The sequence below is a fragment of the Mycobacterium sp. 1245805.9 genome (genome assembly GCF_001672915.1).
GTDB lineage: Bacteria > Actinomycetota > Actinomycetes > Mycobacteriales > Mycobacteriaceae > Mycobacterium.
This window is the reverse complement of the sequence record NZ_LZKR01000192.1, coordinates 1-13,466: the sequence shown is the minus strand read 5'-3', so window position 1 is coordinate 13,466 and position 13,466 is coordinate 1. Positions and strand designations below refer to the sequence as shown.

Annotated in this window: 13 protein-coding genes; 5 read left to right on the top strand and 8 right to left on the bottom strand. The window is 67.7% G+C overall.

The window, feature by feature from the left end; all coding sequences use genetic code 11:
- The 8 genes from A9X00_RS25050 to A9X00_RS25015 all read right to left on the bottom strand — a co-directional run.
- A partial coding sequence (locus A9X00_RS25050; protein ID WP_067159673.1) for a virulence factor Mce family protein occupies positions 1-1,316 on the bottom strand: 1,316 nt, incomplete at its 3' end.
- Positions 1,313-2,377 (bottom strand): virulence factor Mce family protein, encoded by a 1,065-nt coding sequence (locus tag A9X00_RS25045; protein WP_067159670.1) that lies wholly within the window; start codon positions 2,375-2,377, stop codon positions 1,313-1,315. The genes A9X00_RS25045 and A9X00_RS25050, both read right to left, overlap by 4 nt.
- Positions 2,367-3,419 carry an MCE family protein gene (locus tag A9X00_RS25040; RefSeq protein ID WP_067159668.1) on the bottom strand — a complete coding sequence of 351 codons (1,053 nt, stop codon included), beginning with the start codon at positions 3,417-3,419 and terminating at the stop codon, positions 2,367-2,369. Before A9X00_RS25040 ends, A9X00_RS25045 begins: the two co-directional genes overlap by 11 nt.
- On the bottom strand, positions 3,419-4,621 hold the full coding sequence (locus A9X00_RS25035; RefSeq protein WP_067159665.1) for an MCE family protein: 1,203 nt from the start codon (positions 4,619-4,621) through the stop codon (positions 3,419-3,421). Before A9X00_RS25035 ends, A9X00_RS25040 begins: the two co-directional genes overlap by 1 nt.
- 19 nt (positions 4,622-4,640) lie before the next feature.
- Positions 4,641-5,483 carry an ABC transporter permease gene (locus A9X00_RS25030; protein WP_067159662.1) on the bottom strand — a complete coding sequence of 281 codons (843 nt, stop codon included), beginning with the start codon at positions 5,481-5,483 and terminating at the stop codon, positions 4,641-4,643.
- Positions 5,484-5,490: 7 nt separating this feature from the next.
- Positions 5,491-6,255 (bottom strand): ABC transporter permease, encoded by a 765-nt coding sequence (locus A9X00_RS25025; protein WP_067159682.1) that lies wholly within the window; start codon positions 6,253-6,255, stop codon positions 5,491-5,493.
- Positions 6,256-6,492: 237 nt separating this feature from the next.
- Positions 6,493-7,407: a 3-oxoacyl-ACP reductase gene (locus A9X00_RS25020; protein WP_067159659.1), complete on the bottom strand. Its 915-nt coding sequence runs from the start codon at positions 7,405-7,407 to the stop codon at positions 6,493-6,495.
- A gap of 35 nt (positions 7,408-7,442) precedes the next feature.
- Complete coding sequence (locus A9X00_RS25015) at positions 7,443-7,634, bottom strand: ferredoxin (RefSeq protein ID WP_067159679.1); 192 nt, start codon at positions 7,632-7,634, stop codon at positions 7,443-7,445.
- Between the two features lie 189 nt (positions 7,635-7,823).
- On the opposite strand from A9X00_RS25015, the gene A9X00_RS25010 reads away from it, so the two are divergent.
- The 5 genes from A9X00_RS25010 to A9X00_RS30985 all read left to right on the top strand — a co-directional run.
- Positions 7,824-9,005 (top strand): acyl-CoA dehydrogenase, encoded by a 1,182-nt coding sequence (locus A9X00_RS25010; protein ID WP_067159656.1) that lies wholly within the window; start codon positions 7,824-7,826, stop codon positions 9,003-9,005.
- A 28-nt stretch (positions 9,006-9,033) separates the two neighbouring features.
- Positions 9,034-10,131: an acyl-CoA dehydrogenase family protein gene (locus A9X00_RS25005; protein WP_067159653.1), complete on the top strand. Its 1,098-nt coding sequence runs from the start codon at positions 9,034-9,036 to the stop codon at positions 10,129-10,131.
- A gap of 40 nt (positions 10,132-10,171) precedes the next feature.
- Positions 10,172-11,680 carry a long-chain-fatty-acid--CoA ligase FadD17 gene (gene fadD17, locus A9X00_RS25000; protein ID WP_156772286.1) on the top strand — a complete coding sequence of 503 codons (1,509 nt, stop codon included), beginning with the start codon at positions 10,172-10,174 and terminating at the stop codon, positions 11,678-11,680.
- Positions 11,662-12,381 (top strand): hypothetical protein, encoded by a 720-nt coding sequence (locus A9X00_RS24995; RefSeq protein WP_067159650.1) that lies wholly within the window; start codon positions 11,662-11,664, stop codon positions 12,379-12,381. Before fadD17 ends, A9X00_RS24995 begins: the two co-directional genes overlap by 19 nt.
- A 98-nt stretch (positions 12,382-12,479) precedes the next feature.
- Positions 12,480-13,466, top strand: a 987-nt coding sequence (locus A9X00_RS30985; RefSeq protein WP_156772285.1) for a PE family protein, incomplete at its 3' end; no start/stop codon positions are given.

Genomic DNA, 13,466 nt, shown 5'->3' with positions numbered 1-13,466 from the left:
GCCGCTGGACGGCAAGGGCGAGTCGTTCCACAACGCGTTGCGCGAGCTCTCGCAAGGTTCTGGGCGGCCGGGGGGAGGTGGGAGCCCTGGGCCGGTATCCAGGTCAGCTGTGGAATCGGGGTGGCCGCCTTGGCCTGTGTCTCCGGGGTGTCGTAGATGATCTGGCCCTTGTACGCGGTGATCGTGTTGAGCGGGTGGAACATGACCGGCGGGTAGTTCACCGCGAGCCGGCGCAGCACCGGGCCGAGCCGCTCGCGGCAGATCTCGGCGCGCCGGTAGTAGTCGGGCGCCCGCGGGCCGCCGGCGGTCTCGAAGGACCCACCGCAGATGAACTGCACGGGGTTGGCGAATTCCGGGATGGACAACAAACCGTTCAGGGTGCCCTGCGCCGGGTCGTAGATGTTGTAGAAGTTGGCGATGCCCGGCCCGGCCACGTGCAGCACCTGCTCGATGTTGTCGCTCTGATCGCTCAACGTCTGCGCAAAGTCATTGAGGTTGTTGACCGTATCGATGATCGTCGAGTTGTTCTCGTGCAGGAATCCGCGAATGTCCGAAAGCGCCTGGTTGAGCGTGCCCAGGGTGTTGTCCAGGTGCCGCGAGCTGTCGGCGAGCACCTGCGACACCGAGGCCACATTCCCGGCGAACTGCACGATCTGTTCGTTGCTCGCCGACAGCGCATCGACGAGCACCTGCAGGTTCTTGACCGTGCCGAAGATGTCGCTGCGCGAATCGCCCAGCCGCCCAGCGACTTGCGAGAGCTCGCGCAACGCGTTGTGGAACGACTCGCCCTTGCCGTCCAGCGTGTCGGCGGCCTGGTTGATCGCCTTGCCCAGCGGCCCCTGCAGCGCCCCCCCGGCCGATCCCGTCGGCCCCAGCTGAACGGCCAACTGCGTCAGGGACTCCTTCACCTCGTCCCACTCCACCGGCACCCCGGTGCGATTCAGGTCGATGCTGCCGCCGTCGGGCAGCACCGCCCCGCCGGTGTACGCGGGGGTGAGCTGAATGAACCGCGCCGACACCAGGTTCGGCGAGATGATCACGGCCCGGGCATCTTTGGGAATCTTGACGTCCTTGGCCACCGACATGACGATCTTCACGTCGGAAGGCCGCGGCTCGATCGTGTCGATCGAACCGACCGGCACACCCAGGATGCGGACCTGGTCGCCGGGATACAGACCGACGGCGGAGGTGAAGTAGCCGATGACGGTCCGGCTATTGCCTTGCGACGACAGCACATACACGCCACCCACCAGCATCGCGACCAGCGCGATGATAATGCCGTAGCGCACGCTCCTGCTGCCCGTGAACCGTGTCATGGCGATTTCGGCCTGATGATCCAGCGTTCCTGAATCAGCCCGCGCAGGTAGTCGGCGAGGCTCGCCGGCAGCTTGCCGGGCTGGTAGAAGAAATCGAACATCGTCGCCACCAACGGCGCCGGGATCACACCGTAGACGTTGACGTTGAACCCGGGCCCGGAACCGACGACCTCGCCGAGCTCGGTGGCGTAGGTGGGCAACCGCTTGAGGGCCTCGATGATGTAGTCGCGGCGCTCGTTGAGGTCGGCCAGCACCAGGTTCAGCTTGCTCAACGAGGGGCCGAACTCCTTGCGGTTGTCGGCGACAAAGCCGGAAATCTGTTGGGAGAGACCGCCGATGCCCGAGATCAACTCGCCGATCGCGGCGCGCCGCTCATCGAGCGCGGCAAACAACTCGTTGCCGTCGTCCACCAGCTTGTTGACCTGGTCGGCGCGCTGCGACAACACCCCCGTCACCGACTTCGCATGCGCCAGCAGGCCCTGCAGCGCCTCATCGCGGCGGTTCAGCGTGCGGGATAGCGATGTCACGCCGTCCAGCGCGCCGCGCAGTTCGGGCGTGGCGTCGTGCAGCGTGTCGGTGAGCACGTTCAAGGCCTGCTCGAACTGCGGCTTGTTCAGGTTGCTGGCGTTGCTGCCCAGATCCTCGAGGGCGCCGGCCAGCGTGTACGGCGTCGTCGTGCGGCTCAGCGGAATCGTGGTCGCCTTGCCGCTGCCGGCCGGGGTCACCGCGATGGAACGCTCACCGAGGATGGTGTCGGTGCGGATCGCGGCCAGCGACTGATCGCCGACGACGACATGCCGATCGACGCTGAAGGTCACCTTGGCGCTGTTGCCGGCCAGGCCGACGGAGGCCACCTTGCCCACCTTGAAGCCAGACACGTAAACGGAGTTGCCCGGGTTGATGCCGCCCGCGTCGGTGAAGTAGGCGTCGTACATCTTGCCCTGCGGAAAGAACGGCAGGCCCGCGTACCCGAACGCGATGAGCACCACGCAGACCACCAGCACCACACCGAAGATGCCGGTGCGCAGCGGGTCGCGTTCGCGCCTTGCGTTACTTGACAAAAGCGCACCTCCCCTTGCTGGGATCCACCGGGCCGCCGAACGGTATCAGGATGTCGCCGCCGGCCGGGCCGTTGATCTTGATCGTCACCGAGCAGAAGTAGATGTTGAAGAAGGACCCATAGGCGCCGAGCGCCGCCAGCCGCAGGTAGTCCTCGCCGAGTTGCTCGACGTCGTTGTTCACCTCGGCCTTGCGGTTGTCCAACTCGGTGGCCAGCGGTCGGGTGTTTTCGATGATGCCCTGCAGCGGCCGACGCGAATTCTTCAGCAGCTCAGTCAAGTCCGAGGTGGTGGACGCCAGCGGGGGGATGGCCCCCGCGATCGAGTCCTTGTTCTTGGCCAGCCCGGTTATCAATTGCTGCAACTGGTCGACGCTGGCCGAGAATTGCGCGCTCTTCTGGTCGACGGTGCCCAACACCGTGTTGAGGTTGGTGATCGCGTCGCCGATCAGCTGGTCGCGCTGGCCCAGCGCCGACGAGAACGCGCTCGTGTCGGCAAGCACGTTGGACAACGCTCCGCCCTGACCCTGCAACAACTGGATCACCGCGCTGCTGATGGTGTTGACCTTGTCGGCGTCCAGGCCTTTGACCAGCGGCCGCAGCCCGCCCAGCAGCGCGTCGAGATCCAGTGCGGGCTGGGTGTGTTGGGAGTTGATCGTGCCGCCCGCCGGCAGCTTACGCAGCTCCCCCGGGCCCGAGGTGATCTCCAAATAGCGGTCGCCTACCAGGTTTTCGTACCGGATCACCGCGCGTGTCGACGAATACAGCGTGTAGCGGCTGTCCACCCCGAACTTGACGTCGATCGTGTTGTCCTGGTTGAGCTTCACGCCCGACACCGCGCCGACCGGCACGCCGGCGATGCGCACCTTCTGACCGGGCTTCAACTTCGACACGTCGGTGAACGTTGCGTGGTAAGTACTTTCGGGCCCGAACCGGAAGTCGCCGAAGACCACCACCAGCGACGCGCTCACCAATAGCATGGCCACCGCGAAGATGCTGACCTTGATCAGCATCGACCGGTGCGACGGCATCCCCGCGACCGCCATCAGAAGTCGTCCCGTTCCGCGAAGGCTCCGTGGAACAGGAACTGCAGGGTCGAGGGCGCGTCGAACTGCAGCTCGGTGAACGGCTCGTACGGGATGTTGGCGTTGTCGGTGACCAGGAAGGGCGCCCGGTAGAACGACCCGCCGGTCTGCTTGGTCGGGATGTCGGGCAGCCCGCGGCAGTTCGGGCCCCCGGAGGCGTTGACGATCGGCAGGGATTCCGGATACGTATACGACGGCGCGCCCAGGACGAAGCTGGACGACGTGAACAGGCCGGCCTTGCGCACACCGATCAGCGGGGCGAATTCCTTGATGCCGCGGTCGACACCGGCGAAAAAGCAGCCGAATTCGGGCGAGTAGTCATGGGCCAGCTTGATCGGGGCCCGCAGCCTTTTGATGGCGTCGATGAAGTTCTGCTCGGCGGGTTCCAACGTCTCGTAGGCGTTGTTGGAAAGGCCGATCGTCGCCAGCAGCGTGTCGTTGAGGTCCTTTTGCTTGTCGACGACCGTCCGGTTGATGGTCGGCAGGTTGTCGAAGACGGTGTTCAGGTCGGGGGCGGCGTCGGCGTAGGTGTTGGTCACGATCCCGGCGCTCCGAAAGTCCTCCTGAAGCGCGGGTAGTTTCGGATTCGCCTGGCGCGCCAGCGTGTTCAGCCCCGACAGCAGCGATCCGAAGTCGTCGCCGTGGCTACGCAGCCCTTCGGACAGCGCGCTCAGCGTCCCGTTCAACTCCACCGGATCGACCTTGTGGAGCAGATCGATGAGCGATTGGAACAGGGTATTGACCTCGAGCGCCACCGCGGAGGCCTCGACGTGCGCGTCCGGGCGCAGCGACGTCGGTGAAGGCGCCTGGGGCGGAACGAATTCGACGGACTTGGCGCCGAAGATGGTGTTGCCCGCGATGTGCACCGTCGCGTTGGAGGGGACGAAGTGCATCTGATCGCTGCTGATGGCCAGCGTCAGCCGCGCCTGGTCGCCGGCGTAGTCGATGGCGGTGACCTTGCCGATCTGGATGCCGCGGTACTTGACCTTGGCACCCTTGTCCATCACCAGGCCCGCCCGTGGCGCCGAGACGGTGACGGTGTCGGTCGAGGCGAAGGCCGCCGTGTACGAAAGGTAGGTGAGGACGACGAACGCCACGATCACGCCGGCCAGCAGCGCCGCTGCCAGCCGAACCGATGAGCGTCGTGATGCGCCGTCCGCCATGTCTTTTCGGGAGCTCCCTTCACCCGGAGAGGTTGAAGTTACCGGACGCGCCGTACACGGCCAGCGAGATGAACAAGGTGATGACGACCACGACGATCAGCGAGGTGCGCACCGCCTGACCGACCGCGACGCCGACGCCGACCGGGCCGCCGCTGGCGTTGTAGCCGTAATAGGTGTGCACCAGCATGACCGCGATGGCCATCACGATGGCCTGCAGGAACGACCACAGCAGATCCGACGGGATGAGAAACGTGTTGAAGTAGTGGTCATAGAGGCCCTTGGACTGCCCGTTGATGTACACCGTGGTGAACCGGGCTGCGAAAAACGCGGCGAGCACCGAGAGCGAGTACAGCGGAATGATCGCGATCAGCCCGGCGATCAGCCGGGTCGACACCAGGTAGGAAACCGACTGCACGGCCATGCATTCGACGGCGTCGATCTCCTCGGACACCCGCATGGCGCCCAATTGCGCGGTGGCGCCCGCTCCGATGGTCGCCGCCAGCGCGATGCCCGCGATCACCGGGGCGACGACGCGGACGTTGAGGAACGCCGACAGGAAGCCCGTCAGCGCCTCGATACCGATGTTGCCCAGCGACGAATACCCCTGCACGGCGATGACGCCACCGGAGGCCAGGGTCAGGAAGGCCGCGACCCCGACCGTGCCGCCGATCATGACGAGAGCCCCGGCGCCCAGCGTCATTTCGGCGACGTTCCGGATCGTCTCCTTCCGGTATTGGGTGAGCGCCTGCGGCACGTAGCGCACCGTCTTGCCGTAGAACAACGCCTGCTCGCCGAAGTCGTCGATGGGCCCCTGCAGCCGCGACATGAAACGGCGAAACCGGAGGGTGGCGTCGTAGCTCATCGAGTGCTCACTTGGCCGTGATCCGCACGCCGATGGCGGTCATGACGACGTTGATGACGAACAGGCAGATGAACGCGTAGACGACCGTCTCGTTAACCGCGTTACCGACGCCCTTCGGTCCGCCCTTGACGGTCAGGCCGCGGTAACACCCGACCAGCCCGGCCATCACGCCGAACAGCAGCGCCTTGACTTCGGCCAGCACCAGCTCGCGCAGCCCGGTCAGCACAGTCAAGCCGTTGATGAAGGCACCCGGGTTGACGCCCTGCAGGAAGACGGAAAACACGTAACCGCCGGATAGGCCGATCGCGCACACGAGGCCGTTGAGGAGCAGCGCGACCACCGTCGACGCCAAAACCCGTGGCACCACGAGCCGGTGGACCGGGTCGATGCCGAGCACGCGCATCGCGTCGATCTCTTCCCGGATGGTGCGGGCACCCAGGTCGGCGCAGATCGCGGTGGCGCCCGCGCCGGCGACGACGAGCACCGTCACCACCGGGCCGAGCTGGGTGACGGTGCCGAAAGCGGTTCCGGCGCCCGACAAGTCGGCGGCGCCGATCTCGCGCAGCAGGATGTTGAGGGTGAACGCGACCAGCACGGTGAACGGGATGGACACCAGCAGCGTCGGCACCAGCGACACTCGCGCGATCATCCACGTCTGTTCGAGGAACTCCCCAAATTGAAACGGCCGTCGAAATGTCTCGCGGCCGGTGTCGATCATCATCTCGAAGAACCCACCCACAGCGCGGGCGGGAACCGAAAGTTGTTCTATCAACTTGGCCACCCCCCTTTGCTGCTCGCGGCGAAGCCTGTGTATCGCCTTAACGTTGTCTTCGGTCGCATGCGGCTCGGTGTAAGCCGGATCATATTAACTCAGAGAAAGATCACCATGTCAATGAACACCATTTCCGTATCCGAACCGTTAGTTTGTCCAGGTCAGAGGGATTGCTGAGGGTTCAATCTGACACATGTTCTACTCGGCATTTTCAGCCCGTAAAGCGCGCTTTCACCGTCATTGCTCCATGAGGTTGACCGCGGAAAAGTTCCGCTCCGGATCGCGTCCAGCAAAGTATTCTCCGAGCTCCACGCTGAGCTGGCCGGGGTCCCAGGCCGGCCCGTCCGCCTTGAATCGGTGCTCCGCCGTCGGTGCGGCCACAAGTGTCACCTGCGGTCCGTAAACGATGAACACCTGCCCGTTGACTTCCGCGGCAGCGGGCGATGACAAAAACTTGACCAGGCTCACCACGTGCTCGGGCGAGAGCGGGTCGATACCGCCTTCCTCGACCTTCGGCGCGTCGCCGAAGACGTCGGCCGTCATCGCCGTGCGGGCCCGCGGGCAGATCGCGTTCGCGCACACCCCGTAGCGTCCCAGCGCCCGCGCGGCCGTGAGGGTGAGCGAGATGATGCCGGCCTTGGCCGCGCCATAGTTGGCCTGCCCCACCGGCCCCACCAGGCCCGCTTCCGACGCGGTGTTGACGATCCTGCCGAAGATGTGACCGCCCGCGTCCTTGGCCTTGGCCCGCCAGTAGGTGGCCGCGTTGCGGGTCAGCAGGAAGTGGCCGCGCAGGTGCACGGCGATGACGAGGTCCCATTCCTCGTCGGACATGTTGAACAGCATCCGGTCGCGGGTGATCCCGGCGTTGTTGACGACGATGTCCAGGCCGCCCAGCCCGTCGGCGGTGGCGACGAGCTCGTCGGCGGTCGCGCGCTGGCTAATGTCGCCGGCCACCGCGACGGCCTTGGAGCCCGCCGAATTGATCTCGTCGATGACGTCGGAGGCGTCCAGCGCGGGGGCGATGTCGTTGACGACCACGGTTGCGCCGAGCCCGGCCAGGCCGAGCGCCTCGGCGCGTCCCAGCCCCGCGGCCGCGCCGGTCACCACCGCGACCTTTCCGGACAGATCGGTCGCGTTTGTGCTGCTAGTCAATTTATGAATACCTCTAGTCTGTGGTCAGGCTGTGCTTATTCGCCGCGCAATAGTGCAGCGCGCGGGCACTCGGCGATCGCCTGCTCGGCCAGCTGCTCCCGGTCGGGCGGAATCGGATCGGCCTTCACGACGGCATAGTCTTCATCGTCCAGATCGAAGAGGTCGGGTGCGATTCCCAAGCACACCGCGTTCCCTTCACACCGGTCACGATCCACGATCACCCGCACGGCACCCTCCTCGAAACTGGCCTTTGACCCGAGCACACGCCCTATCGGTTTGTAGGTCCACCATAGGGCCCCGGTGCGCCGGGCGAAACGGTCGCTGGATTCCCAGACTAGAACGTGTTACAACCGGGGAGGCGAACGGGTAGCCGTTGGTCGAGCTACGCGGGTCACGTTAACCAAAGGACGGCTGGAATGCGCATCAGTTACACCCCTGAACAGGAGGAGCTGCGTCGCGAGCTGCGGTCGTACTTCACCAAGCTCATGACCCCGGAGCGCCGCGAGGCACTGACCTCGACCCAGGGCGAGGTGGGGACCGGAAATGCGTATCGCAACACCGTCGCGCAGATGGGCAAGGACGGGTGGCTCACCCTGAACTGGCCCAAGGAGTACGGCGGCCAGGACCGCTCCCCCATGGACTCGCTGATCTTCACCGACGAGGCCGCCATCGCCGGCGTGCCCGTGCCGTTCCTGACGATCAACAGCGTGGCGCCGACGATCATGGCCTTCGGCACCGACGAGCAGAAGAAGTTCTTCCTGCCGAAGATCGCGGCCGGTGAACTGCACTTCTCGATCGGCTACTCCGAGCCCGGCGCCGGCACCGACCTGGCCAACCTGCGCACCACGGCCGTGCGCGACGGCGACGACTACGTGATCAACGGCCAGAAGATGTGGACCAGCCTGATCGCCTACGCCGACTGGGTCTGGCTGGCGGTGCGCACCAACCCGGAGGCCAAGAAGCACCGCGGCATTTCGATGCTGACCGTGCCGACCACCGCCGAGGGCTTCTCCTGGACGCCGGTGCACACCATGGCCGGTGTGGACACCAGCGCCACGTATTACTCCGACGTGCGCGTCCCGGTGACCAACCTGATCGGCGAGGAGAACGGCGGCTGGAAGCTGGTGACCAACCAGCTCAACCACGAGCGGGTCGCGCTGGTCTCGCCGCAACCGATCTTTTTGGCCCTGCGCGAAGTCCGCGAGTGGGCGCAGCACACCAAGGACGCCAGCGGGACCCGGCTCATCGACTCCGAGTGGGTGCAGCTCAACCTGGCCCGAGTGCACGCCAAGGCCGAGGTGCTCAAGCTGATCAACTGGGAGCTCGCGTCGTCGGACAGCGAATCGCTGAACCCGGCCGATGCGTCGGCGGCCAAGGTCTACGGCACCGAGCTGGCCACCGAGGCCTACCGGCTGCTGATGGAGGTGCTCGGCACCGCGGCGACCCTCCGGCAGGATTCGCCGGGTTCGCTGCTGCGCAGCCGGGTCGAGCGGATGCACCGGGCCTGCCTGATCCTGACCTTCGGCGGCGGCACCAACGAAGTGCAGCGCGACATCATCGGGATGGTCGCGCTGGGCCTGCCCCGGGCCAACCGCTAGAGCTTCCTCTATATAAGGACGAGAATTCATGGACTTCACGACGACAGAAGCGGCACAGGACCTCGGCGGGCTGGTCGACACCATCGTGGACGCGGTCTGCACACCGCAGCACCAACGCGAGCTGGACGGGCTGGAGCACCGATTCGACCGCCAGCTGTGGGACAAGCTGGTCGACTCCGACATCCTGACCAGCGCGGCGCCGGCGTCCTTGGGCGGCGACGGCTTCGGCGTGCTCGAGCAGGTCGCCATTCTGGTGGCGCTGGGCCACCAGCTTGCCGCGGTGCCCTACCTGGAATCGGTGGTGCTGGGCGCCGGGGCGCTGGCCCGGTTCGGGTCTGAGGAGCTGCAGCAGGCCTGGGGCGTGCCGGCGGTGCGAGGCGAGAAGATCCTCACCGTCGCGCTCGACGGGGAGATGGGCGAGGGCGCGGTGCAAGCGGTCAGCGACGGTGCGGGCTACCGGCTGACCGGGACGCGCACCCAGATCGGCTTCGGGCCCGTCGCCGACGCCTTTCTGGTTCCAGCCGAAACCGATTCCGGGGCAGCCGTTTTCCTGGTCGCCGCTTCCGATCCGGGCGTCACGGTGACGCCGCTGCAGACCACCGGCCGGGGCAGCGTCGGGCACCTGGCGCTGGACGGGACGCAGGTGGACGCCGGCCGGATCGTGGGCGACGGGGTTGTCGCCGTCTGGCTCGACACGCTGATCACCTTGGGCCGTAGCGCCTTTCAGCTCGGGGTGCTCGAGCGCGGACTGCAAATGACGGCCGAATACGCGCGCACCCGCGAGCAGTTCGACCGCCCCATCGGCAGCTTCCAGGCGGTGGGACAGCGGCTGGCCGACGGGTACATCGACGTCAAGGGCTTGCGGCTGACACTCACCCAGGCCGCCTGGCGCGTGTCGGAGGACATGCCCGCCGACATCGACGTGGCCAGCGCGGCGTTCTGGGCCGCCGACGCCGGGCACCGGGTGGCGCATTCCATCGTGCACATCCACGGTGGCGTCGGCGTCGACACCGATCACCCGGTGCACCGTTACTTCCTGGCCGCCAAGGAGATCGAGTTCGCGCTGCACGGTGCCACCGGGCAGTTGCGCCGTATCGGCCGCGAACTGGCGGAAACGCCGGCCTGAGGGCGACGTCCGTGGAACAGGCGGGGTCACCGTGGGCTTCGTGATCCCAGCCGACCCGACCGTCACCAAGCTCCTGGTCCCGCTGGCCGAAATCGACGACCGCGGCGTCTATTTCGAGGGCACGTTCGTCAGCTGGCGTGATCACCTCCGGCACGGCACCGCGATCGCGGCGGCGCTGCGTGAGCGCCTCGACCCGGCCAAGCCGCCGCACGTCGGCGTGCTGCTGGAGAACACCCCGTTCTTCTCGGCGATGCTGGTGGCGGCGGGGATGTCCGGCATCGTGCCGGTGGGGCTCAACCCGGTGCGCCGCGGTGAGGCGCTGGCCCGCGACATCGCGCACGCTGATTGCCAAGTGGTGCTTGCCGATTCGAGATCGGCCGAGCCACTGGGCGACATCGAGCATGTCAACGTCGAGTCCGCGGCGTGGGCCGCCGAGGTGGACGCGCATCGCGACGCGGAGCTGTGTTTTCAGTCCGCCTCGGCCGCGGACCTGTTCATGCTGATCTTCACCTCGGGCACCAGCGGGGAGCCCAAGGCGGTGAAGTGCAGCCACGGCAAGGTCGCGATCGCCGGCGTCACGATGACGCAGCGCTTCGGCCTGGGGCGCGACGACGTCTGCTACGTGTCGATGCCGTTGTTTCATTCCAACGCGGTGCTGGTCGGCTGGGCGGTGGCCGCGGCGTGCCAGGGCTCGATGGCGTTGCGGCGCAAGTTCTCCGCATCCGGATTCTTGCCGGACGTGCGCCGCTACGGCGCCACCTACGCCAACTACGTCGGCAAGCCGTTGTCGTACGTGCTCGCCACGCCCGAGCGCCCCGACGACGCGGACAACCCGCTGCGGGCGGTCTACGGCAATGAGGGCGTGCCCGGCGACATCGAACGCTTCGCCCGCAGGTTCGGCTGCGTCGTGCAGGACGGGTTCGGCTCGACCGAGGGCGGGGTGGCGATCGCCCGCACGCCCGACACCCCGCCGGGTGCGCTGGGCCCGCTGCCCGACGGCGTCGAGATCGTCGACCCCGACACCGGCGAGCCGTGCCCCGTCGGGGTGGTCGGCGAAATCGTGAACACCGCCGGGCCGGGCCGCTTCGAGGGTTACTACAACGACGAGGCCGCCGAGGCCGAGCGGATGGCCGGCGGCATCTACCACAGCGGCGACCTGGGCTACCGCGACGAGGCTGGCTACGTGTATTTCGCTGGGCGACTTGGTGATTGGATGCGGGTGGACGGCGAGAACCTGGGCGCCGCCCCGATCGAGCGCGTGCTGCTGCGCTACCCCGACGCCACCGAGGTCGCGGTGTACGCGGTGCCCGACCCGGTCGTCGGCGACCAGGTGATGGCCGCACTGGTGATGGCGGCCGGCGTCGAGTTCGATCCCGAGAAGTTCCGGGCTTTCCTTGCCGAACAGCCCGACCTGGGCCCCAAGCAGTGGCCGTCGTACGTGCGGGTGAGCGCGGAGCTGCCGCGAACGGTGACCTTCAAGGTGCTCAAACGGCAGTTGTCGGCGCAGGGTGTCGACTGCGGTGAACCGGTGTGGCCGATTCGCCGGTAGCGCCCGCGATCGAAGCGAGCTTCGGGAAGCTGGCCGCCGCCGTCCCGGCGACCATCGGCATCGCGATCGCCCGCCCGGGCGTTGCCGAGGTGTACTCGTTGGGCCGATGGTCGTCCGGCGTCGCATGGTCAACGATCAAGGTGCCGTTGGCGATTGCGGCCCTGCGTGCCGATCCGGGACGCGCCGAGGGCCTGGTCGTCAAGGCCATCACCGAATCCGATAACCAGGCATCCGAGCAATTGTGGTCCCAGCTGGGCGAGCCGGCGGAGGCCGCGGCGCGGGTGCGGGCCGTCGTCAACGAATGCGGCGATCCGGATACCGTGGTCGAATCGCAGCGACTTCGTCGCGGCTACACCGCATTTGGGCAGACGCAATGGACGCTGCGCCGCCAGGCGCGCTTCGCCGCCCACCTGCCGGGCATCGCCGGCGCGACCACCGTCGTCGACCTGATGCGCCACCTCACGCCCGCCCAGCGATGGGGGTTGGCCGCCAAAGGGCTTGCCGCCAAGGGCGGTTGGGGTCCCGGGGTGCGGGGTGGCTACCTGGTCCGGCAATTCGGCATCGCGCCAACGGATTCCGGGCACGTGGGCGTGGCACTCGCGGCCGAGGCCCATGCGTTCGAGTCCGGTGTCGAGGTCGTCGGTGCGATGACGGACTGGCTCGTCGCACACCTTCCGGCCGTCGCTCAATTCACCTGCTAAACGATGATTTTGGGGGTTTTCCGCATTTGTGCGGAAATGCCCGTTTGCGGCCCGCACCGCGATACGCTCAGGGCCGGTTGGCTACGGCGAGGTGCCAGATGACATATGTGCTCGTTTCCCCCGAGCTGATCGGCTCGGTGGCCGCGAGTGTCGAGGGTCTGGGTGCGACGCTGGCCAGCGGAAACGCGGCCGCGGTCGCCCAGACGACAAACGTGGCGAGCGCCGCGTCGGACGAGGTGTCGACGGCGATCGCGGCGCTGTTTTCCCAACACGGCCGGGGCTATCAGCAGCTGGCCGCGCAGGCGGTGGCGTTTCACCACGAGTTCACCCAAACGCTGACAAGCGCGGCGAATTCGTACGCGGCGGCCGAGGCGGCCAGCATCTCGCCATTGCAGACCGCCGAGCAGGACCTGCTCGGTTTGATCAACGCGCCCACCCAGCTGCTGCTGGGGCGCCCGCTGATCGGCGACGGCACCAACGGGGCGCCGGGCACCGGGCAGCCGGGGGGCCCCGGCGGGATGTTGTTCGGCAACGGCGGCAACGGCGGGTCCGGGATGACCGGCGGGCCCGGCATGCCGGGGGGACCCGGCGGCCGAGGCGGTGACGCCGGGTTGTTCGGCGCAGGCGGCAGCGGCGGAGTCGGCGGGACCGGCGGCGTCGGCACCGCGGGCGTGGGCACGGTCGGACAAACGGGAAGCACGGGCGGGTCGGGCGGCGCGGGCGGCCACGGCGGGACGTTCGGTGGGCCCGGCGGCAACGGCGGAAACGGCGGCCTCGGCGGCGCCGGCGGCATCGGCGGCACCGGTGCGCCCGGCCAAAGCGGCTTCATGGGCGGCAACGGCGGAAACGGCGGGGCGGCCGGTGCAGGCGGCGCGGGCTCAACGCCCGGGGCCGCGGGCAGCGCCGGGAACGGCGGGGCCGGTGGCACCGGCGGCACCGGCGGCCAAGGCGCGCAAGGCAGCCTCGGCGTCCCGGGCGGCGGGCAGGGCGGTCCGGGCGCGACGGGCGGCGACGGCGGCACGGGCGGCACCGGCGGGGCGGCCGGCCCCGGCAGCGGGGGCCAGGGCGGCGCCGGCGGGCACGGC